The organism is Streptomyces sp. NPDC050617 (assembly GCF_040654795.1).
Taxonomy (GTDB): Bacteria; Actinomycetota; Actinomycetes; order Streptomycetales; family Streptomycetaceae; genus Streptomyces.
This window is the reverse complement of the sequence record NZ_JBFAIS010000001.1, coordinates 33,142-54,118: the sequence shown is the minus strand read 5'-3', so window position 1 is coordinate 54,118 and position 20,977 is coordinate 33,142. Positions and strand designations below refer to the sequence as shown.

The window sequence follows — 20,977 nt, the reverse complement described above, 5'->3', positions numbered from 1 at the left end:
GGCCCTTGAGCATCGTCCGCCGGAGACTGATCGGGCTGTGCGAGGCGCATACCGCTCAGCCCCCCAGCTGCAGTCCGTCGGCGGCTTCCTCGACCATGCCCAGACCGAGCCTGCTGACGCGCACGGCGAAGGGCTGCTCCGCCACGCGCAACCCGGTGAACTGCACCGCGCCGAGCGGAGCGGAGTGCATCGGGCGGACCGCCACGGTCCCGGCCGGTACGTCCGGGAGCACCCCGACCGGCGTCGTGAGCAGCCGCACCGCGGCCGCCGACGCGATGGCGGCCGGGCGGCACGCGGCCGGATGCGGCAGTGGGGCGCTCCCCGAGGTGCGCTGTTCGCCTGCGTACATCTCGGGGAGCCGGTGGGCGAAGGAGGGGGCGGCGTTGAGGACCCCGCGCAGCAAGGAGCCAGCCTCCTTCTCATAGCCGGCGGCGGCCAGCCCGGCGACGGCCACGGCCGTCTCATGGACGCGCACGGCGCCGCTCCGGTGGCCGAACGGGTTATAGCCGGGCTCCTTGGCGGCGAGGGTGCGCAGTCCCCACCCGGAGTCGAGGGCCGGCCCGCCGAGGAGCCGGGCCACTTGCTCCGTCTGGACCTTGTCGAGCAGCCCCTCGGCGAAGGTGCTCCGGCCCAGCAGGCCCGTATCGAGGAGGTGGGAGGCCGCCGCCCCCAATTGCCTCATCCGGCTGCCGTCGGGCATCCGGGCCGCCGCCGGCCGGCCGCCGCCCCGGTCCTCGATCCAGAACTCCTCCCGGAAGCGGCGGCGCAGATCGGCCGCCCATTCCCGCCAGCCCGACGCCCCCGGACGGCCGTATGCGTCCAGAAGGTCCGCGCCGAGCAGCGCCGCCCGGTGCGCGTGGGCCTGTGCCTCGCAGCGGTACGGGCCGCCGGGCGACGGATCCGCGAGGTAGCCGCGGTCCCCCACCGCGGTACGCAGCCACAGCAGGCAGCGTTCGGCCACCGGCATCAGCGGCTCGGCGTCCTTGTCGGGCAGGCCCCACCGACGGGCCTCGGCCAGGACCGTGGGGAACAGCAGGGTGGCCTCGACGCCGGTGCAGCCTGGTGGCAGATGCGGTCCGGCATGCCGCATCGCGCCGGGGATACGGCCGCCCTCCGTCCCCGGCCCTCCCAGCTGTGTACGGGCCAGGGTGCGCAGTGTCCCGGCCGCGAGGCGCACCCCCAGCGGCAGTGTCATGCGGGCCGCCCAGAGCGCTTCGGCGGGGGCGAGGCCGCAGCGCCAGGGGACGCCCGCCGCGGCGTAGGCGTCGCCTGGGCGGCGGGGGTCGCGCAGGACCAGCGCCCCGAGATCGTCCATGGCGCTGCGGAGCAGGGTTTCGACCCGTGTGTCGTCGCCCCTGGCCTGCGTCGGTCCCCAGAGTGGAGCGGCGCCGCGTCCGCGTGCGGCGGCCCCGGCCACGGGCCCGCGCGGTGGACCGATCCGCGCTTGGTCTCCCCACTCCAGCCGCACGTGGAGCTGGATGCTGCGCGATCCTCCGGGCGGCACCTCCAGCTCCCAGCGGAGCAGTCCCGCCGACGCCAGCGTGTCCTTGGGGGCGGGTTCGGCCGTGACGACCGCGTTCAGCCCCGGCGTGGACCAGCGCATGCCGCTGTCGTGGACGCAGGCGGGGAGTTCGGGCCCGGTGCGCCCGGCGGCGGCCGCGCCGAGCTCAGCCAAGTCGGTGCCGAGGGAGACTTCGATCGGCAGCCTGAGGGGACGGACGGCGGTGCTGTGCAAGGTGATGCGTTCGGTGCCGTCAGCGTGGCGCAGCCGTTCCACGGTGACGGACGGGTCCGGGCCCGAGTCGGCCACTGTGCGCACCGTGCCCACGAATCGGGCTAGGTCCGGGCCGAGGAGCCGAGCCTGCACGGGCAGCGGCTCGGCTCCCGCGACGCGCAGCCGGCACCGAGCCAGGGCCCTCCGGCCCGAACGGTAGAAACCGTCGAGTCCCTGGCCGGAGAGCTGACCGTGCTCGGCCGAGATGGCCAGGGACGGCATGGCCACACAGATCAGCGCCGTGTGTACGGGTTGCGGTTCCGTGCGACTCGCTCCGGGTCGAGCCGGCGCGGTGGGACGGCGGACCGGCTGACCGATGGGGACCATGCCTTGCACTGGGTGCTCCCTGGGGACGTGTCGGACCTGATGAGGATCGCGGCCACTGATATGAACGGCGCGGTCGTCGCACAGGACACGGTGGACGGACCGGTGAGGTGTCACTGCGGGCTGCGTGTACCGCGCATTCCGTCCCGCTGTCCGTCCTTGCCGCGCGCACGCGACTTGCCGGCGGACCCGCTGGTCTTCCCGGGGCCGGTGGGCCCGGCGGGTCCGGTCGTACCCCCGGATCCAGCCGCGCGGGCGGCTCCGGCCGGTCGTCCGGAGGCGGTCGTGCGAGCGGGTCCAGTCGTACGAGCAGCGGCCGTACGGGCGGGGGCCGTACGAGTGCCGGTCACGGGGCCGCACTTGGAGCGCGGCCGACGGCGTCGGCCGTTCGCGGAGGCGCCGTCGGTGGTGGCCGCACGCTCCAGTTCGGCGTGAGCCGCCGCGTGCACCGCGCGGTCGGCACGCTCCCTGCGCAGGCAGTTCCGCAGCGTCTCCGGGTCCAGCCCGTCGTTGCACGCCTGGAACAGGAGGTGCGCGAAGAGATAGTCGGGGTCGATGCGCAGGGCGCGGCTGAACGCGACCCTGGCCTCCGGCCCTTCGCCGATCGACCACGCGACCCAACCCGCGAGCGCGAGCGGCGCCGCGCCGTACTCGGTGTAGGAGCCCACGCAGCGGCGGGCGAGGACCCGCCAGAGCCGCAGCGCGGCCTGGCCGTCCGGTCCTTCCATCCACTCCGCCGCCTGGTCCCGCGTGGTCCGGTCCTGCAGCCCGATGATGATCGTGGCGGCTTCCTCGGGGCTGAGGAGTGCGTCGTCGTGCGCATCGGACTTCGAGGAGTGCCCGAGGGGCGGCGTGTCCCGGAATCGGCCCAGGACCAGGCGCAGGGCGTCCATCGTCTCCTCCCGCACCGCTCCGCAGCCGTCGCCGTCCAGGACCCGCGGTACGAGCCGGCCCGCGGCGGCGTCCAGCGCTCGTTCCTGTTCGGGCACGGATGTCCCGGTCATCGGTGCGAGCCGTGCCTCCATTTCCTTGAGCGTTCCGCGCACCCGCATGCCGGCATAGGTGGCGGCGGCGGCCATGGCCGAGGTGCCGGGCAGCGCCATGGGAACTCCTTCCTCCGGGCAGCAGCGGCTGTCCGGGCAGCAGTAGGACCAGAAGCGGCCGTCCGAGATGCACAGGGCCTCGTACACGGGCACCTCGAACCCGCCGCACGCGATGCGCAGCCGCTGGGCGAACGGGCGGAGCCGCTCCATCACGGCCCGGCCGGACTCTCCCGGCGCGGGGTCCTGGCAGAAGAACAGGACGATGCCGTCGGGGCGGGATCCGCGCTTTTCGCAGTTGGTCACGAGGGTCTCGGCGAGTTGGTCGCACACGTCCGGCCACTCCTCGCGGGTACGGGGGATGCCGAGCCTGAGCCGGCCGCCGAGGCGGCCGCGCTCACCGTGCAGGGCTGCCATCACCACGCTGTCGTCCGGGTGGAAGCCCACGAGGTAGGGCAGGGCGTCGGCGAGTTCGGCGGCGCTGCGGAGCGTGATCTGCTGCTCGGTCGGCGCGGCGGAACGGCGAGTTGATTCGTTGTGCTTCGTCATGGCCAGACAGTCCCGCAGATGTGTCAAGCCTCGCCAGCCCTGTGGATAAGCTGCAGATTGTCTTACTTATCTTGTGGACGGAAGTTATCCACAGGCCTTCCGACTCGTTCGCGCATTGTCGGTGGGCTCGTGTTGCATGGGGGCATGAGCAACGAAGACCTCCGCGCCGCGGCCGACACCGTCCTGTCCCGTCTCGTCGGGGACACGACAGGCAGGGCAAAGCTGCGCGAAGACCAGTGGCGCGCGATCGAAGCGCTGGTCGCGGACCACCGCCGGGCACTGGTCGTGCAGCGCACCGGCTGGGGCAAGTCCGCTGTGTACTTCGTCGCGACCGCGCTGCTGCGCCGGGGCGGCAGCGGACCGACGGTGATCGTCTCACCGCTCCTCGCGCTCATGCGCAACCAGGTGGAGGCGGCCGAGCGCGCGGGCATCCGCGCGCGCACCATTAATTCGGCCAATACCGAGGAGTGGGACACCGTCCAGGCAGAGGTCGCCGCGGGCGAGGTCGACGTCCTGCTGGTGAGCCCGGAGCGCCTCAACAACCCCGATTTCCGCGATCAGGTGCTGCCCAAGCTCGCCGCCGCCACCGGCATGCTGGTCGTCGACGAGGCGCACTGCATCTCCGACTGGGGCCACGACTTCCGGCCCGACTACCGGCGGCTGCGCACCATGCTCGCCGAGCTGCCGCCGGGCGTCCCCGTCCTGGCCACGACCGCCACCGCCAACGCGCGCGTCACGGCCGACGTCGCCGAACAGCTCGGCACGGGCGAGGGAGCCGCGGAAGCCCTCGTCCTGCGCGGACCGCTGGACCGGGAGAGCCTGAGCCTGAGCGTTCTGCGCCTGCCGGACGCCGCACACCGGCTGGGCTGGCTCGCCGACCACCTCGACGAGCTGCCGGGCTCCGGGATCATCTACACCCTCACGGTCGCGGCCGCCGAGGAGGTGACGGTGTTCTTGCGCCGTCGAGGGCACACCGTGGCCTCGTACACGGGAAAGACCGAGAACGCGGACCGGCTCCAGGCCGAGGAGGACCTGCTCGCGAACCGCGTCAAGGCCCTGGTCGCCACCTCCGCCCTGGGCATGGGGTTCGACAAGCCGGACCTCGGCTTCGTGGTGCACCTCGGGTCGCCCTCCTCCCCCATCGCCTACTACCAGCAGGTCGGCCGTGCCGGGCGCGGGGTCGAGCACGCGGAGGTGCTGCTGCTGCCCGGCCGGGAGGACGAGGCCATCTGGAAGTACTTCGCCTCACTGGCCTTCCCCTCCGAAGAGCAGGTGCGGCGCACGCTCGACGTGCTCGCGGCATCGGACCGCCCGGTGTCCCTGCCGGCTCTCGAACCACGCGTCGACCTGCGGCGGTCGCGCCTGGAGACCATGCTCAAGGTCCTCGACGTGGACGGCGCGGTCCACCGGGTGCGCGGCGGCTGGGGCGCCACCGGACAGCCCTGGACCTACGACGCCGAGCGGTACGCGTGGGTGGCGCGGCAGCGCGAGGCCGAGCAGCAGGCGATGCGCGAGTACGCGGCGACGACCGGCTGCCGGATGGAGTTCCTGCGGCGGCAGTTGGACGACGAGCAAGCGGCGCCGTGCGGGCGGTGCGACAACTGCGCGGGGCCCCGGTTCGCCGTCGATGTCTCCGCCGCCTCGCTGGACGCTTCGCGGGGCGAGCTCGGACGGCCCGGCGCCGAACTCGAACCCCGGCGGATGTGGCCGACGGGGATGCCGGCGGTCGGCATCGACCTCAAGGGCCGTATCCCGGCGGGCGAACAGGCCGCCCCCGGACGGGCGCTCGGCCGCCTCTCCGACATCGGCTGGGGCAATCGGCTGCGGCCGCTGCTCGCTCCCCAGGCCCCGGACTGCCCGGTTCCCGACGATGTGGCCGACGCGGTCGTCACCGTGCTCGCCGACTGGGCCAAGGGGCCGGGCGGCTGGGCGTCCGGCGCACCGGACGCGCCGTCCCGCCCGGTGGGCGTCGTCACCATGGCCTCCCGCACCCGGCCCGAGCTGGTCCGGACGCTCGGCGAACGCATCGCGGCGATCGGCAGGATGCCGCTGCTCGGTACCGTCGCGTACCGCGACGCGGAGGCGGACACCCACGTGCCGCGCACCAACAGCGCCCAGCGGCTGCGGGCGCTGGACGGGGCGCTGACGGTGCCTCCCGCGCTCGCGGAGGCGCTGGCCGGGGCCGGCGGCCCGGTCCTGCTCGTGGACGACCTGTCCGACACCGGGTGGACGCTCGCGGTGGCCGCACGGCTGCTGCGCCGGGCCGGGGCTCCGGGAGTCTTCCCCCTGGTCCTCGCGGTACAGGGGTGAACGCGCGTGGCAGGCCCGTCGTTCGGGAAGGAATATAGGGAGCACGGCGTCAAATACCGGGCACAGGCGCGGATTGCTCGTTGCCGCCCGCCGACGCGGCCGCGAGAATTGACCCCGTTCCCCGCTCCTGCCCGTCCACGGCCCGCCTGGGCTGTGGGGCGGCGCGTGCCCGTACCGGACGGTCTGCCCGGACCGTGTGCGCACAGACGAAGGGAGGAAGGTGACCTTCGGTTTCGCTCCGCCTCCGTCTGCCGCTTCCTCGTCCCGGCTGGGCAGAATGCTCGAACCGGCCGAGTGGGCCGCGGCCGGGATACCCCTGCTGCGCAATCCCCGCGAGCTCGTCACCAGTCTCCACTCGCGCCATCTGCCGACCCCGCGCACGGCCGTCGTCGCCGTGCTCGACCCGGAGCAGCACCTGGCGGCCAGCGCGTCGTTCGCCCGGCGGGCCGCCGAGGCGGACGGCTGGGAGTTCCGCAACGCGCTCCTCGCTCAGCTGCGCAGGGTCATCCCGCACGACCTGCGGCTGCGGGCTCCGGTCCGTACGGCCGTGCTGCTCTACTGCCGCGAGGGCGAGGCCCGTTGGACGGAGGAGGACGGCGCGTGGCTGTGGGGGCTGCGGGACGCCTGCACGCTGCACGGGCTGCGCTGCGGCGCGTACATCACGCTGACCAGGACCGGCTGGCAGGTCCTCGGAGAGGGCCGGGGCGGCAGGCGGCCACACTCCCACTCCGCCGCGCGTCAGGACGGGTCACGTGCCGGGGCCGGGACAGAGAGCGGCGGCGGGAGGGAAGACGGCGGGGGCGCGAGTGCGCCGACGCGCGCGGGGGCAACCAAGACGCCGGGGGAGGTTCTGTTGCGCGGTACCGCCGTCCGCTGACGCACGGGGCCACGGCCCGTACGCATGGGGGTCCGTGTGCGAAAGCGTCGGCTGGCCGCCCCCTCACCAGGGAGCGGCCGGCCGACGATCCGCTGACGCGGAGTGCCGCGTGCCTCTACGCGCGTACTAGACGCTGGTGGAGATCACGGCGTTGATGCGCTGCGGGTCGCCGCAGATGATCAACAGCACACCGGCACGGGCCATCGCCGTCGGCAGCGCGGCGGACACGGCCTTGTCCTCACCGCCGTTGACGGCGACGACCACGACCGGGCGGGCCGTGGCCCGCTCGGCGGGGGCGACCGCGTGGAAGACGTCGTCACCGGCGTCGTGCTGCGCCCAGTAGGACGCCTCGCCGAAGGACAGCTCGTGCGCCGCCCACGGGTGCGGGTCTCCGGTGGTGAGCACCAGGATCTCGCCGGGTGCCCGGCCGGAGTCCAGCAGCAGGTCGACGGCTTCGTCGGCCGCGTCCAGAGCCCCCTCCGCGGAGGCGGGGATCAGCTGGATCTGCGGCGCCGTGGAGGCGGCCTCGGGGGCCGCCTGGGCCACCGCGGTCGCGGCGGTCTGGGAGGCGGTGGCGGCTTCGGCGGCCGGAGCGGCCGCCGGAGTGTTCACCGCCGCATCGCGCGGGGTGCGCTGGGACGGGGTCGTGGCCGAACTCCGGCTCGGGCCCGGAACACCGGGCCGCTTCGGGGCCGGACGAGGGCCGGGACCAGGGACAGGACGGGGGGTCGGCGCGGTGCGGCCGGCGGCCGGAGTAGCGCGGGGACCCGGGACACTCTCGTGAATCTGAGGCTCCTCGGGGATGAGAGGCATGGGCTGATGTTAATCAAACGCCGGTGCGGGTCGCGTCGGCGGGTGGCGGCCGGACCGCTCAGATATCGAAACCGAGCTGGCCACTGGCCTCCAGAGCAGCAGTTTCCGGGGCACTGCGAGCCCGCTTCAGGTGCCGCCATCGAGGCAGCGCATCCAGGTAGGACCAGGACAATCGGTGGTGCGGGGTCGGACCCAGCTCGGCCAGGGCGGCCTGGTGCACCGGCGAGGGGTATCCGGCGTTGTCGACGAAGGCGAAATCCGCGTGGTCGACGCCGAGTTCGGCCATCATCGCGTCCCGCGTGACCTTGGCGATCACGGAGGCCGCGGCGACGGCGATGCAGGACTGGTCGCCCTTGATGACCGTACGCACGCGCCAGGGCGCTCCGAGGTAGTCGTGCTTGCCGTCGAGGATCACCGCGTCGGGCCGTACGGGCAGGGCCTCCAGGGCCCGGGCGGCGGCCAGCCTGAGGGCGGCCGTCATGCCCAACTCGTCGATCTCCTGCGGGGAGGAGTGGCCGAGCGCGTGCGCGGTGACCCAGGTCCGCAGCTCCGTCGCGAGGGCGGTGCGGCGCTTGGGGGTCAGCAGCTTGGAGTCGGTCAGCCCGGCCGGGGCGCGGCGCAGTCCGGTGACGGCGGCGCACACGGTGACGGGGCCTGCCCAGGCCCCGCGTCCGACTTCGTCGACTCCGGCGACGGTCTTGGCTCCGGTGGTGGCACGGAGCGAGCGCTCGACGCTGTGGGTGGGCGGTTCGTACGGCATGGCGCGAGCAAGCGTACGCCCCTTGAGCCGCCGTGTCCGCCCCCGGTACCCGTCCAATCCGGACGCGGGGTGCGGGACCGGGTCCGGATCGACGCGTCAGCGGGCTCGGGCGGTCAGTTTTCGCCGGTCGGGAGCCAGTCGGGCAGCGGCTCCGCGCGCTCCAGCCAGGCGGTCGGCGGGGCGCCCCGCTCCCCCGCCGCGACGACGCCGCCGACGATGGCGCAGGTGGTGTCGACGTCCCCGCCCACCTGGGCGGTGGTCCAGAACGCCGTCTCGAAGGAATCGAGGTTGCGGGCGGCGGCCCACAGGGCGAAGGGCACGGTGTCGTGGGCGCTGGTGCGGCGGCCGCAGCCGAGCACCGCGGCCACGGTGTTCACGTCGCCGTAGTCGAGCATGCCGCGGGCCCGGCGCAGTCCGGCCTGGACGGCGCTGCGCGGGACGAGTTCGACCACCGAGTCCAGCAGGCCGCCGGGGCTCGGCGGCTCGGGGGCGGCGGCCAGGGAGGCCGCCGCGGCGACGGCCATCGCGCCGGCCACGGCCTCGCGGTGCTGGTGCGTGGTGTAGGCCGAGATTTCCGCTTGGTGCGTCGCCTGCTCCGGGTCGTCCGCGTACCAGGCGCCCAGCGGGGCGATCCGCATGGCCGCGCCGTTGCCCCAGGAGCCCTGGCCCTGGAAGAGGCCGGAGGCGAGTTCGCGCCAGTCGCCGCCCTCGCGGATCAGGCGCAGCATCCGGTTCACCGCGGGGCCGTAGCCGCGGTCGAAGTCGTGGTGGACGGCGAAGGAGCGGGCCAGGGCGTCCTGGTCGACGCGTCCGTATTCGAACAGGACGGCCACCACCGAGCAGGCCATCTCGGTGTCGTCGGTCCACTGCCAGGGGGCGGGCGGCAGTTCGCGGCGCTTGAGGGACGGGTAGTTGGCGGGTACGAAGAACTGGGAGCCGAGGGCGTCGCCCACGGTCAGCCCGCGCAGGCTCGCGAGGGAACGGAAGGAACGGTCAGCGGTCATCGCAGCGACTCTAACCCGCGATGCCGTACGGCTCCGGGGTGCACCAGTGCTCGAACGGGCGGTCAAGGTGGTAGCGGTCGTCGCCGCCGAGGAGCAGGGTGCGGGACTCGGCGTTGCCGGGGTTCGACAGGGACTCGAATTCCGCGACGCTCCAGTGGAGCCAGCGCATGCAGAAGAGGCGCATGGTCAGGCCATGGGTCACCAGGAGGACGTTCGGCGGGTGGGAGGGGTCCTCGAAGCTGCGCCACAGGCTCTCCAGGAAGGCGCCGACCCGGTCGTACACGTCGGCGCCGGACTCGCCCTGGGCGAAGCGGTAGAAGAAGTGCCCGTAGGCGTCGCGGTACGCCTTCTGCTTGCGCACGTCGTCGCGGTCCTGCCAGTTTCCCCAGTCCTGCTCGCGCAGCCGCGGCTCCTCGCGGACCCGGACCCGTGAGGCGTCGAGGCGAAGCTCCTGGAAGGTCTGGTGGGTGCGCCGGTAGGGCGAGACGTACGCGGAGACGCGTTCGTCGCCGAAGGTCGCGCGGAGCCCTGTGCCGGCCTCCTCGGCCTGCTTGCGCCCGGCCTCCGTCAGGCTCAGGGCGTGATCGGGTTCTCGTTCGTACACCGTGTCATCGACATTCCCCTCCGATTCTCCGTGCCGGATGAGGACTATGCGCCGGGGCCGTGCCATGCACTCCAGCCTAGATCGGGTGGCGGCGGCCTGCCTCATACCGCCCGCGGACGGGTGCCACGAGGGGCGGGGGCCGTCAGACGGTCCAGGAGGGCTCGATGGCGACCACGTCCCCGGCTATCGCCGTCATGTCCGCTTCGATCTGCGTCCTGGACGCGAGCCGCTCGACCCGGTCCGTGCGGTATTTGCCGTGTTCGGCCTGTGAGTCCCACATCGACAGCACCAGGAACTCGCCGCCGGGCGCCTGGCCGAACGATCCGCGCAGCATGCCCGGCGAGCCGGCCATCGCCGGGTTCCACACCTTTTCCTGCATCAGGGTGAAGTGCTCCAACCGTTCCTCGCGGACCCGGCAGTGGGCGACGCGCACCACGTCGGCGTCCGCGAAGTGCGGCCGGAATCCGACTTTCACATCGAGTTGATGCTCGAAAAGCCGGACTTGCATGTCTTTGTACGTGCCTGCTTGCGCGGCCGCGAGCCTGTCGTGCGAACGGGCCATGAACGAGTCGTAGAACGACCGGCTCTCCCAGAACCCGAAGAGATGCGCCACGTGCGGACGCCCCTTGCTCCAACCTCCACCCTGACCCCGGAACCCCGGTTCGCCGAGCAATCCCGCCCATTTCCGCTGCCCTCGCTCGAAACCGCGGCGGTCCACCACGGTGCAGCGAATCCACTTGACCAGCACGGCGCCATCGTACGGCGCTCGCAGTGGCCCGCATCACGCCTTGGGGCGCCGCGGCCGTCCGGGCCCCTGGCCGCGGCAGGGGTGGCAACATGGTCAATCAGCGCTGGGTCCTGGGCAGTTACGAGGAAGGGACGACCGATGAGCGGCCTCAACAAAGGCATCGAGAAGGTCAAGGTGACGTTGAAATGGGACCCGAGCCCCTCCGGCTCGCCCGCCCACGACCTCGACATCATCGCCGCGACCTACTCAGCGGACGCCGCGCACGGCGCGCCCGCGTACCTCGTGCACTTCGACAGCCGGTCGCCGGACGGCACGATCGCCCTCAACCGGGACAGCCGGACCGGCCTGGGCTTCGGCTCCGACGAGGTGATGACCTTAGAACTCGGCCGGCTGGCGCCCGTATACACGCGGGTGGTCGTGGGCGTGGCCATTCAGCAGCGTGACGGACGGAAGACTTTCGGCGACGTCGCGAATACCGGAGTCAAGATTCTCGAAGGATATACGGTGCTTTCGGAGGGCGATTTCTCCGCCGTTTCCGAATCGACCGCATCGACGGTAGCCGAATTCGTCCGGGACGCCGCGGGAAAGTGGAAATTCCACGAGTCCGTCCGGGGATTCGACACCGACCCGACCACCTTCGCCGCGACGATGGGCGGTAACGGACCGACGTACGGAAACACCCCTCAATAGCGTCGCTGACCTGGGAAAACGCGACGGTGGGGCGGCTGGCCGAGCCGGGCCGGCCGCCCCTGCCCGACCTCCCTCTTCGGCCGCTGAACACTCAAGCTCCCACAGTCCCGTCGATTCCCTCGCGCAGGAAATCGGCGTGGCCATTGTGCCGGGCGTACTCGTGTATCAGGTGCAGTAGCACCAGCCGCAGCGACACATGCTCACCCCACCGGGGCTGATAGCCGGTGATGTCCAGCGATTCCGCCTCGCGCTCGATCCGCCGCGCGTGCTCGACCTCCGTCTGCCATGCCTCGAACGCCTCCGCCCGCGTGGCGCCGCTCGCGTCGTACGCCTCCTGGTAGTCGCCCTCGGCGGACCAGACGAAGGGGATGTCCTCCCCGTTGATCACCCGGCGGAACCATGTGCGCTCCACCTCGGCCATGTGCCGCACCAGTCCGAGCAGCGAGAGGGCCGAGGGCGGCATCGACCGACGGCGCAGTTCCTCGTCCCCGAGGCCGTCGCACTTCATGGCCAGCGTCGCGCGGTGGAAGTCGAGATAGGCGCGCAGCGTCTCGCGCTCGCCGCCGGCCAGGGGCGGGCTGATTCGTTCGGTGGTCATCGCAGAAGTGTAGGCGGCGGCCCGAGCACGGGTAAGGGGCGTCGGCCATGGCCGACGCCCCTTACCCACAGATCACCCGCGGTCGCGGATCAGCTGCAGCCGCTGGTCGAGCCGCAGCCCTCGCAGAGGTAGCAGCTGCCCGCGCGGCGCATCTTGGTGCCGCAGGAGAAGCAGAGCGGAGCGTCGGCGTTGAGGCCGAGCTGCATCTCCACCAGTTCGGTGCTGTTGTGCGCCTGCTTCGGAGCCGGAGCCGCCGTGACCTCGACGACCTCGGAGGCGGGCGTCGCGTCCTTGGGGGCCTCGACGTGGCGGGGCGCGGACTGGGCCAGGCCCTCCACGTCCATCTCGTCGTCGTTCGGCTCGTACGAACCCGTCTCCAGGTGGCGCTGGCGCTCACCGGCGGAGTGGATGCCGAGCGCCGAGCGGGTCTCGAAGGGCAGGAAGTCCAGCGCCAGGCGGCGGAAGATGTAGTCGACGATCGACTGCGCCATCCGCACGTCCGGGTCGTCCGTCATGCCGGCCGGCTCGAACCGCATGTTGGTGAACTTGGAGACGTACGTCTCCAGCGGCACGCCGTACTGGAGGCCCACCGAGACGGCGATCGAGAAGGCGTCCATCATGCCCGCGAGGGTCGAGCCCTGCTTGGACATCTTCAGGAAGACCTCGCCCAGCCCGTCGTCCGGGTAGGAATTGGCGGTCATGTAGCCCTCGGCGCCGCCCACCGTGAAGGAGGTGGTGATGCCGGGACGGCCCTTGGGGAGGCGCTTGCGGACCGGGCGGTACTCGACGACCTTCTCCGCGACGGGCTCCTCGGCCTTGGCCTCCTCCTTCTTCTTGGCGGAGAGCGGCTGGCCGACCTTGCAGTTGTCGCGGTAGATCGCCAGGGCCTTGAGGCCGAGCTTCCAGCCCTCGTAGTAGACCTCTTCGATCTCCTCGACGGTGGCCGCCTCGGGGACGTTGACGGTCTTGGAGATCGCGCCGGACAGGAACGGCTGCGCGGCCGCCATCATCCGCACGTGCCCCATGGCGGAGATCGACCGCTCGCCCATGGCGCAGTCGAAGACCTCGTAGTGGGCCGGGTCGAGGCCGGGGGCGTCGACGACATTGCCGTGCTCGGCGATGTGGGCGACGATCGCCTCGACCTGCTCCGGCGCGTACCCGAGCCGCTTGAGCGCCTTGGGGACCGTGTTGTTCACGATCTGCATGGAGCCGCCGCCGACGAGCTTCTTGAACTTGACCAGGGCCAGGTCCGGCTCGACGCCCGTGGTGTCGCAGTCCATCATCAGGCCGATGGTGCCGGTCGGCGCGAGCACGGACGCCTGGGCGTTGCGGAAGCCGTTCTTCTCTCCGAGCCGGATGACGTCCTGCCACGCCTCGGTGGCCGCGGCCCACACCGGGGTGTCCAGGTCGTCCATGCGCTTGGCGGTGCCATTGGCGTCCGCGTGCTGCTTCATGACGCGCTTGTGGGCGTCGGCGTTGCGGGCGTAGCCGTCGTACGGGCCGACGACCGCGGCGAGCTCGGCGGAGCGCTTGTACGAGGTGCCGGTCATCAGCGAGGTGATGGCGCCGGCCAGGGCGCGGCCGCCGTCGGAGTCGTACGCGTGGCCGGTGGCCATGAGCAGGGCGCCGAGGTTGGCGTAGCCGATGCCCAGCTGGCGGAAGGCGCGGGTGGTCTCGCCGATCTTCTCGGTCGGGAAGTCGGCGAAGCAGATGGAGATGTCCATCGCGGTGATGACCAGCTCGACGACCTTGGCGAAGCGCTCGGCGTCGAACGACTGGTTGCCCTGGTCGTCGTCGCGCAGGAACTTCATGAGGTTGAGCGAGGCGAGGTTGCACGAGGAGTTGTCCAGGTGCATGTACTCGCTGCAGGGGTTGGACGCGGTGATGCGGCCCGACTCCGGCGAGGTGTGCCAGTGGTTGATGGTGTCGTCGTACTGGATGCCGGGGTCGGCGCAGGCCCAGGCCGCCTCGGCCATCTTGCGGAAGAGCGACTTGGCGTCGACCTCCTCGATGACCTCGTTGTCCATACGGCCCCGCAGGCCGAACTTCGAGCCGGTCTCCACGGCCTTCATGAACTCGTCGTTCACGCGGACCGAGTTGTTGGCGTTCTGGTACTGGACGGACGTGATGTCGTCGCCGCCCAGGTCCATGTCGAAGCCGGCGTCGCGCAGCGCGCGGACCTTCTCCTCCTCCTTCACCTTGGTCTCGATGAAGGCCTCGACGTCGGGGTGGTCGACGTCGAGCACGACCATCTTGGCCGCGCGGCGGGTGGCGCCGCCCGACTTGATCGTCCCTGCGGAGGCGTCGGCGCCGCGCATGAAGGAGACCGGGCCGGAGGCGTTGCCGCCGGAGGAGAGCAGTTCCTTGGAGGAACGGATGCGGGAGAGGTTCAGGCCGGCGCCGGAGCCGCCCTTGAAGATCATCCCCTCTTCCTTGTACCAGTCCAGGATCGAGTCCATGGAGTCGTCGACGGAGAGGATGAAGCAGGCGGAGACCTGCTGCGGCTGCTTGGTGCCGACGTTGAACCAGACCGGCGAGTTGAAGCTGAAGACCTGGTGCAGAAGCGCGTAGGTCAGCTCGTGGTCGAAAATCTCGGCGTCCGCCGGGGAGGCGAAGTAGCCGTGCTTCTCGCCGGCCTCGCGGTACGTGCGCACCACGCGGTCGATGAGCTGCTTCAGGCTGGCCTCGCGGTCGGGGGAGCCGACCGCGCCGCGGAAGTACTTGCTGGTGACGATGTTGACCGCGTTCACCGACCAGGAGTCGGGGAACTCGACGCCACGCTGCTCGAAGTTGATCGAGCCGTCGCGCCAGTTGGTCATGACGACGTCACGGCGCTCCCAGACCACCTCGTCGTACGGGTGCACGCCGGGGGTGGTGTGGATGCGCTCGATACGCAGACCCTTGCTCGCCTTGGTTCCCTTGGAACGGGAGCCACGTGCCGGGCCACTCGCCGTCTCTGTCATTCCGCCTCCCTGTACGGGCAAAACGCCCTAATGCGCCCATTTCTTCCTTGGCGCGGTGTCTGTCTTTTGCCCGGGTGCGCGGCGCGCCCCGGACAGGTCTGTGTGGTGGCCGCTCAGTCGGCGGCCGCGGCGGGCGCGGGGACGTCCAGGTCCCCTGCGGGCCCGCCCGCGTCCGTGGTGGACCGCTGCTCACGGAGCTCGGCGACCGCGGACTCGAAGTCCTCGAGCGAGTCGAATGCCTGATACACGGACGCGAACCGAAGGTACGCGACGAGATCGAGCTCCTTGAGCGGGCCCAGTATGGCGAGTCCCACGTCGTGGGTGGACAGCTCTGCGCTGCCGGTGGCGCGGACCGCCTCTTCGACCCGCTGGCCGAGCTGGGCCAGGGCGTCCTCGGTGACTGGCCGCCCCTGGCACGCCTTGCGCACTCCGGAGATGACCTTGTTGCGGCTGAAGGGCTCGGTGACCCCGCTCCGCTTGATCACCATCAGTGACGCGGTCTCCACGGTCGTAAACCTGCGGGAGCAGTCCGGGCACTGACGACGCCTGCGGATCGAGCAGCCGTCATCCGTGGTCCGACTGTCGACGACGCGGCTGTCGGGGTGCCTGCAGAAGGGGCAGTGCATGGCTCTCTACCCTCCTCACCCTCGAAAAAGCTGCACGACCAAGGGCTCCGGCGGGTCCGTGCGGATCCCCCGAAGCAGCCCCAAGCATAGGTGATGCCCTCGGCCAAGATTGACCGGGGACCACAACTTGTAGGTGGCTGACGCCCATCAAACCACTAGATCTGGTGTCTGGCGGTCAACTACGCCCGGCGCGTGTCGCGCCTTGGCGGCATCCAAGAGAGTACGGGAAGCCACCCGGTCACGGCTCCACGGGGGCGAGGGTGCCACACTGGGGCCCGGCGCGGCGGGACTCGCCCGGCGCTCGCGACCGCCGGTTCGGATGCCCGGACTGATGACCTCTGTCCTGGTTATGAGCTTCGCGGCGAAGAGTACCGCCTTGGGGTGAATTACCGCATGGCCGTACACCCATTCCCGTGATCACGTCAGCCAATTTGCCAAATTTCACTCGAACGTGTGTTTGGCGCAACCTTTCGAAAGCAACTACCGTTGTCCAACTAGGGAGAACATTTCGAGAGGGGCCGACGTGACCACCACCGCAGGCAGCGCGACCATCACCGCCCAGGACCGCTCCCAGAGCCGACTCGATACGGCGTATCCGCTGAACGAGGGGACCATGAATCCCGAAGGGCAGAAGCCCACCCGCTCGCTACCCGGCCGACCCCCCGGAATCCGGGCCGACAGTTCGGGGCTCACGGACCGCCAGCGCCGCGTGATCGAGGTCATCCGGGACTCCGTCCAGCGCCGCGGCTACCCACCGTCCATGCGCGAGATCGGCCAGGCGGTCGGGCTGTCGAGCACCTCCTCGGTGGCGCACCAGCTCATGGCCCTGGAGCGCAAGGGCTTCCTGCGTCGCGACCCGCACCGGCCGCGGGCGTACGAGGTGCGCGGCTCGGACCAGCCGAGCAGCCAGCCCACCGACACCACCGGCAAGCCGGCCGCGTCGTACGTGCCGCTGGTCGGCCGGATCGCGGCGGGCGGCCCGATCCTGGCCGAGGAGTCCGTCGAGGACGTCTTCCCGCTCCCCCGCCAACTGGTGGGCGACGGCGAGCTGTTCGTCCTCAAGGTCGTCGGCGACTCCATGGTCGAGGCCGCGATCTGCGACGGCGACTGGGTGACCGTGCGCCGCCAGCCGGTCGCGGAGAACGGCGACATCGTGGCCGCCATGCTGGACGGCGAGGCCACGGTCAAGCGCTTCAAGCGCGAGGACAACCACGTGTGGCTGCTCCCGCACAACGCCGCCTATCAGCCCATCCCCGGTGATGAGGCGACCATCCTGGGCAAGGTGGTCGCGGTGCTGCGGCGTGTGTGAGGGCGCACCGAGAGACCGGCCCCGGAACCACTGCGCCGGTTCCGGGGCCCTGTGACGGGGCCCTGGTGACAGGGCGCTGACGGCCCCGGCGGCGGGCCCGCCCGTAGCGGACTACTCCCCCGCCGCCCGCGCCCCGTCCGCCGCCTTCGCGGCCGCGTCGATGGCGGCCAGTGAGCGGCGCGCCTGATTGCGGTCCGTCGTGTACCAGAAGTCCGGCATGGAGGCCCGCAGGAAACTGCCGTAGCGGGCCGTGGCCAGCCGCGGGTCGAGCACCGCCACCACGCCGCGGTCCCCGGAGGCCCGCACGAGCCGGCCGGCACCCTGCGCCATCAGCAGCGCCGCGTGGGTCGCGGCGACCGCCATGAAACCGTTGCCGCCGGCCTCCTCCACCGCCTTCTGCCGGGCGCTCATCAGCGGGTCGTCGGGGCGCGGGAAGGGCACCCGGTCCATGACGACCAGCTGGCAGTTCACACCGGGCACGTCCACGCCCTGCCAGAGCGACAGAGTGCCGAACAGGCACGTACGGGCGTCCGTGGCGAAGGCGCGGATCAGCTCGCCCAGCGTCTCCTCGCCCTGGAGCAGGATCGGCATGTCGAGCCGGCCGCGCATCGCCTCCGCCGCGCCCTGGGCGGCCCGCATCGAGGAGAACAGGCCCAGCGTCCGGCCCCCGGCGGCCTCCACCAGCTCCGCCAGCTCGTCGAGCATGTCGGTGCGGCTGCCCTCCCGGCCGGGCTGGGAGAGGTGTCTGGCGACGTAGAGGATGCCCTGCTTGGGGTAGTCGAAGGGCGACCCGACGTCGATGCCCTTCCACTGCGGTACGTCGTCGCCCCCGGTGCCCTCGGGGGCGAGCCCCAGCGACGCGCCGACCCCGTTGAAGTCGCCGCCCAGCTTGAGCGTCGCCGAGGTGAGCACCACGGAGCGCTCGCTGAAGAGCTTCTCCCGGAGCAGCCCGGAGACCGACAGCGGAGCCACCCGCAGGGACGCCCCGAACCGGTCGTGGCGCTCGTACCAGACGACGTCGTACTCGGAGCCCTCCACGATCCGCTCGGCGACCCCGTGGACGTTCTCCACGGCGGCGAGCGCCTGCTTGCGCACGGCGTCCTCGTCCTGGACCGACTTGTCCCGCGTGGCGCCGATCGCCGAGATCACCGTGCGCGCGGCGTCGCGCAGCGACATCAGGGCGTAGCCCAGGTCCTCGGGGATCTCCTCCAGGCGGCCCGGCAGGGCGAGCTCCATGATGCGCTCGAAGGACTCCGCGGCGGTCTGGAGGGCGTCGGCGGCCTTCTCGTTCACGAGCTTGGCGGCGCGCCGGACGGCCCGGTTGACCTGGCCCGGAGTGAGCTCGCCGGTGGCCACGCCGGTGACGCGGGAGACCAGCTCATGGGCCTCGTCGACGATCAGCACCTCGTGGCTGGGCAGCACCGGCGCGCCCTCGATGGCATCGATGGCGAGGAGCGCGTGGTTGGTGACGACGACGTCGGCGAGCTTGGCGCGCTCCCTGGCGGCCTCGGCGAAGCACTCCGCGCCGTACGCGCACTTGCTTGCGCCCAGGCACTCGCGGGAGGTCACGGATACCTGGGACCAGGCGCGGTCGGAGACGCCCGGCGTCAGGTCGTCGCGGTCGCCGGTCTCGGTGTCCGAGGACCAGTCGCGCAGCCGCAGCAGGTCCTTGCCGAGCTTGCTGGTGGGGGTGGCCGACTCGAACGGGTCGAAGAGCCCCTCTTCCTCCTCCTGCGGCACCCCCTCGTGGAGCCGGTGCAGGCACATGTAGTTCGAGCGGCCCTTGAGCATCGCGAACTCGGGGCGGCGGCGCAGCAGCGGGTGCAGCGCGTCGACCGTGCGGGGCAGGTCCCGCTCGACCAGCTGCCGCTGGAGGGCGAGCGTCGCGGTGGCGACCACCACGCGCTCGCCGTGCGCGAGGGCCGGCACCAGATAGCCGAGGGACTTGCCGGTGCCGGTGCCCGCCTGCACCAGCAGGTGGGCGTTGTCGTCCACGGCCTCGGCGACGGCTTCGGCCATGGTGACCTGTCCGGGGCGCTCCGTGCCGCCCACGGCGGTGACGGCGGCGTGCAGCAGATCGGGGAGGGAGGGCTTCGTCGTCATAGCCCTGACACCCTACGGTGCGGCACTGACATCGCCGTCCACGCTCCCCTCCGGCCGGAAGCGGCGGTCACGGTGCGTGCAGGGGGTTGGAGACGGTTCCGTGCACGGCCGCGTGCGGGCGTTTCGGTCGGTCGCGGTACCCGTCGAGATGGAGCCGGTTGCGGTTGAGGCAGAGGCGTGCGATGCGGGGCGTCAGCAGATCGAAGGTCTCATAGCGCTCCTTGCCCTCGGGAAAGCGCTCGTGGTGGCGGAGGATCTCGGCCCGTACGAGCGCCCAGAACTCGGCTTCGGGAACGCCCAATTGGTCGGCGCAGAGCGGCGCGAGATAGCGGAATACGCCGACGAAAAGACCCGCGTGGATGAACTGGGTGAGAAAGGCGGGCGGTTCGGTGAGCAGCACCGAGCGGACGTCGGCGGGCATTCCGTCGTGCTCGGGAAGCGGCTGGGCGCTGATGTTGACGTCGTCGACGAAGTCCTTGACCGCGAGACGTACGGGGACGTCGTGGTCGTCGAAGACGACGATGGCGTTCTCGCCGTGCGGGGAGAAGACCGTGCCGTAGCGGTAGAGGAACCGCAGCAGGGGCGGCAGCAGGGCGGCGAAGAGGCGGCGCAGCCAGACGGCCGGCGGCAGCCCGGAGCGGTGCACCAGTTCCGCGGTGACGGACCGTCCGCCGGCGTCGGTGTGCAGCAGGGCCGCGAGGGTACGGGCGCGCTCGCCCGGCGCGAGCTGCGGCGTGAGGGGCTCGCGCCAGATGCAGCCGAGCAGTTCCTTGTACTGGTACGGGACGCCGGGGAGCCGGTCGTACAAGGGGTGTTCGACGGTGACGGAGGCCGTTTCGCCGAGGAGGATCACGCGGGTCTCGTCGCGGAGGAACTCGTCGGCGTCGCGGAGGGAGTGCACCCAGGCGGTCACGGCGGGGGCGGCGAGGGTGCGTTCGGTGGGCAGGCCGCGCCAGACGAGGGTGTTGAGGATGGACAGCGGGAGCTTGACCGTACGGGCGTACGGACGGCTGGTGTTGAGGAACGTGCGGATCGACTGCTGGGGCAGCCGGAGGTCGTTGTCAGTGGGCAGGGGGATGATGGTGGCGTCGGCGAGATGCGGGGCGAAGAGGGGCGCGATGGTCTCGTCCCACTGCCAGGGATGGACGGGGAGCCAGAGGTAGTCGGCGGGGTCGCGGCCCTGGTCGGAGATGGTGCGGGCGAAGGCGGCGCGCGTGCCGGGTTCGAGTTCGTCGCGGTAGAGGAGATCGGGGGTGGCGAGGGCGGGGACGCCTCGGTAGCGGGCGAGGTCGCGGTGGACGGCGAGCCACGGCAGGCGTTGGGGCACGCGGGCCTCCGGCGTCCAGTGGGCGGCGTCGGAGGCCGAGAAGCCGAAGCGTCCCTTGTTGGCGATGAGCCAGGGATGGCCGGTCTGGTGGCCTTCGAGGTCGGCGTAGCCCAGATCGGCGAGGGCGGGTGCGGAGAGGGCGGTGGTGCTCAGTCGGACGTCCGCTGCGAGGGTGGCGGTGAGCTCGCGGACGAGGTGGCCGGTGGTGTCCCCGGTGAGGTCCAGCACGGTGTCGTGGGCCTCGGCGAGGAATCGGAGCACGTCGCCGTGCGGGGTGATGGAGCCCGGCTCCACGCGCCAGTGTCCGTACGCACCGCGGCGGGCGCGGAAGCGGTAGGTGACCTGCTCGGCCACGGGGAGCCGGTAGGGACGGTACGCCGCCGCGCCGCCCTGGGGCTGCCCACTCTGGGGCTGCCCGTCCTGGGCCGCGCCGTCCGGCTCGGGGGTGAGTACGCCTTCGTAGCTCAGCTCGGCGAGGAGCTTGGCGAGGAGGTCGCGGGAGGCGTGATGCCAGGCTGACTGTGAGGGACGGGGCAAAGGAGGCATGAGGGGACTCCT

At 71.7% G+C, this 20,977-nt stretch carries 16 protein-coding genes; 4 read left to right on the top strand and 12 right to left on the bottom strand.

The window, feature by feature from the left end:
* Positions 1 to 55: 55 nt before the first annotated feature.
* Together AB0I49_RS00235 and AB0I49_RS00230 are read right to left on the bottom strand one after the other, a co-directional pair.
* Positions 56 to 1,996 (bottom strand): glycogen debranching N-terminal domain-containing protein, encoded by a 1,941-nt coding sequence (locus tag AB0I49_RS00235; RefSeq protein WP_363224940.1) that lies wholly within the window; start codon positions 1,994 to 1,996, stop codon positions 56 to 58.
* Positions 1,997 to 2,211: 215 nt separating this feature from the next.
* A complete protein-coding gene (locus tag AB0I49_RS00230; protein ID WP_363224449.1) occupies positions 2,212 to 3,687 on the bottom strand; it encodes a DUF4192 domain-containing protein in 1,476 nt (491 codons plus the stop codon).
* A 144-nt stretch (positions 3,688 to 3,831) separates the two neighbouring features.
* Here AB0I49_RS00230 and AB0I49_RS00225 point away from each other — a divergent pair, with 144 nt between their 5' ends.
* The gene (locus AB0I49_RS00225; protein WP_363224448.1) at positions 3,832 to 5,997 is read left to right on the top strand and encodes a RecQ family ATP-dependent DNA helicase; all 2,166 of its coding nucleotides are present in this window, start codon (positions 3,832 to 3,834) and stop codon (positions 5,995 to 5,997) included.
* A 220-nt stretch (positions 5,998 to 6,217) separates the two neighbouring features.
* Entirely contained in the window at positions 6,218 to 6,874 is a 657-nt protein-coding gene (locus AB0I49_RS00220) for a hypothetical protein (protein WP_363224447.1), read from the top strand.
* A 126-nt stretch (positions 6,875 to 7,000) separates the two neighbouring features.
* Here the strand turns inward: AB0I49_RS00220 and AB0I49_RS00215 are convergent, their stop codons facing one another.
* From AB0I49_RS00215 to AB0I49_RS00195, 5 genes are all read right to left on the bottom strand, one after another.
* Positions 7,001 to 7,687, bottom strand: a complete 687-nt coding sequence (locus AB0I49_RS00215) for a hypothetical protein (RefSeq protein ID WP_363224446.1) — start codon at positions 7,685 to 7,687, stop codon at positions 7,001 to 7,003.
* Positions 7,688 to 7,745: 58 nt separating this feature from the next.
* Complete coding sequence (locus tag AB0I49_RS00210) at positions 7,746 to 8,447, bottom strand: ribonuclease HII (protein ID WP_363224445.1); 702 nt, start codon at positions 8,445 to 8,447, stop codon at positions 7,746 to 7,748.
* Positions 8,448 to 8,560: 113 nt separating this feature from the next.
* The gene (locus AB0I49_RS00205) at positions 8,561 to 9,451 is read right to left on the bottom strand and encodes an ADP-ribosylglycohydrolase family protein (RefSeq protein ID WP_363224444.1); all 891 of its coding nucleotides are present in this window, start codon (positions 9,449 to 9,451) and stop codon (positions 8,561 to 8,563) included.
* Between the two features lie 10 nt (positions 9,452 to 9,461).
* Positions 9,462 to 10,121, bottom strand: coding sequence for a histidine phosphatase family protein (locus tag AB0I49_RS00200; RefSeq protein ID WP_363224443.1), 660 nt, complete (start codon positions 10,119 to 10,121; stop codon positions 9,462 to 9,464).
* 76 nt (positions 10,122 to 10,197) lie between these two features.
* Positions 10,198 to 10,803, bottom strand: a complete 606-nt coding sequence (locus AB0I49_RS00195) for a YdbC family protein (RefSeq protein ID WP_363224442.1) — start codon at positions 10,801 to 10,803, stop codon at positions 10,198 to 10,200.
* A gap of 138 nt (positions 10,804 to 10,941) precedes the next feature.
* On the opposite strand from AB0I49_RS00195, the gene AB0I49_RS00190 reads away from it, so the two are divergent.
* On the top strand, positions 10,942 to 11,493 hold the full coding sequence (locus AB0I49_RS00190; RefSeq protein WP_363224441.1) for a TerD family protein: 552 nt from the start codon (positions 10,942 to 10,944) through the stop codon (positions 11,491 to 11,493).
* Positions 11,494 to 11,584: 91 nt separating this feature from the next.
* Here the strand turns inward: AB0I49_RS00190 and AB0I49_RS00185 are convergent, their stop codons facing one another.
* The 3 genes from AB0I49_RS00185 to nrdR all read right to left on the bottom strand — a co-directional run bounded on the left by AB0I49_RS00185 (position 11,585) and on the right by nrdR (position 15,680).
* Positions 11,585 to 12,091 (bottom strand): DinB family protein, encoded by a 507-nt coding sequence (locus AB0I49_RS00185; RefSeq protein ID WP_363224440.1) that lies wholly within the window; start codon positions 12,089 to 12,091, stop codon positions 11,585 to 11,587.
* An 89-nt stretch (positions 12,092 to 12,180) separates the two neighbouring features.
* Positions 12,181 to 15,054, bottom strand: a complete 2,874-nt coding sequence (locus AB0I49_RS00180) for a vitamin B12-dependent ribonucleotide reductase (protein WP_363224439.1) — start codon at positions 15,052 to 15,054, stop codon at positions 12,181 to 12,183.
* Between the two features lie 113 nt (positions 15,055 to 15,167).
* Positions 15,168 to 15,680: a transcriptional regulator NrdR gene (gene nrdR / locus AB0I49_RS00175; RefSeq protein ID WP_363224438.1), complete on the bottom strand. Its 513-nt coding sequence runs from the start codon at positions 15,678 to 15,680 to the stop codon at positions 15,168 to 15,170.
* A 523-nt stretch (positions 15,681 to 16,203) separates the two neighbouring features.
* On the opposite strand from nrdR, the gene lexA reads away from it, so the two are divergent.
* Complete coding sequence (gene lexA, locus AB0I49_RS00170; RefSeq protein ID WP_363224437.1) at positions 16,204 to 16,989, top strand: transcriptional repressor LexA; 786 nt, start codon at positions 16,204 to 16,206, stop codon at positions 16,987 to 16,989.
* Between the two features lie 111 nt (positions 16,990 to 17,100).
* Here lexA and AB0I49_RS00165 read toward each other — a convergent pair whose 3' ends face one another.
* Together AB0I49_RS00165 and AB0I49_RS00160 are read right to left on the bottom strand one after the other, a co-directional pair.
* On the bottom strand, positions 17,101 to 19,092 hold the full coding sequence (locus AB0I49_RS00165; protein ID WP_363224436.1) for an ATP-dependent DNA helicase: 1,992 nt from the start codon (positions 19,090 to 19,092) through the stop codon (positions 17,101 to 17,103).
* Positions 19,093 to 19,159: 67 nt separating this feature from the next.
* Positions 19,160 to 20,965 carry an IucA/IucC family siderophore biosynthesis protein gene (locus AB0I49_RS00160; RefSeq protein ID WP_363224434.1) on the bottom strand — a complete coding sequence of 602 codons (1,806 nt, stop codon included), beginning with the start codon at positions 20,963 to 20,965 and terminating at the stop codon, positions 19,160 to 19,162.
* Positions 20,966 to 20,977 lie beyond the last annotated feature (12 nt).

Excerpts from the sequence above, each read along its gene's own strand:
- AB0I49_RS00235 (WP_363224940.1), bottom strand. The coding sequence starts at position 1,996 with ATGCCGTCCCTGGCCATCTCGGCCGAGCACGGTCAGCTCTCCGGCCAG.
- AB0I49_RS00230 (WP_363224449.1), bottom strand. The coding sequence starts at position 3,687 with ATGACGAAGCACAACGAATCAACTCGCCGTTCCGCCGCGCCGACCGAG.
- AB0I49_RS00225 (WP_363224448.1), top strand. The coding sequence starts at position 3,832 with ATGAGCAACGAAGACCTCCGCGCCGCGGCCGACACCGTCCTGTCCCGT.
- AB0I49_RS00215 (WP_363224446.1), bottom strand. The coding sequence starts at position 7,687 with ATGCCTCTCATCCCCGAGGAGCCTCAGATTCACGAGAGTGTCCCGGGT.
- AB0I49_RS00210 (WP_363224445.1), bottom strand. The coding sequence starts at position 8,447 with ATGCCGTACGAACCGCCCACCCACAGCGTCGAGCGCTCGCTCCGTGCC.
- AB0I49_RS00205 (WP_363224444.1), bottom strand. The coding sequence starts at position 9,451 with ATGACCGCTGACCGTTCCTTCCGTTCCCTCGCGAGCCTGCGCGGGCTG.
- AB0I49_RS00200 (WP_363224443.1), bottom strand. The coding sequence starts at position 10,121 with ATGGCACGGCCCCGGCGCATAGTCCTCATCCGGCACGGAGAATCGGAG.
- AB0I49_RS00190 (WP_363224441.1), top strand. The coding sequence starts at position 10,942 with ATGAGCGGCCTCAACAAAGGCATCGAGAAGGTCAAGGTGACGTTGAAA.
- AB0I49_RS00185 (WP_363224440.1), bottom strand. The coding sequence starts at position 12,091 with ATGACCACCGAACGAATCAGCCCGCCCCTGGCCGGCGGCGAGCGCGAG.
- AB0I49_RS00180 (WP_363224439.1), bottom strand. The coding sequence starts at position 15,054 with ATGACAGAGACGGCGAGTGGCCCGGCACGTGGCTCCCGTTCCAAGGGA.
- nrdR (WP_363224438.1), bottom strand. The coding sequence starts at position 15,680 with ATGCACTGCCCCTTCTGCAGGCACCCCGACAGCCGCGTCGTCGACAGT.
- AB0I49_RS00165 (WP_363224436.1), bottom strand. The coding sequence starts at position 19,092 with ATGACGACGAAGCCCTCCCTCCCCGATCTGCTGCACGCCGCCGTCACC.
- AB0I49_RS00160 (WP_363224434.1), bottom strand. The coding sequence starts at position 20,965 with ATGCCTCCTTTGCCCCGTCCCTCACAGTCAGCCTGGCATCACGCCTCC.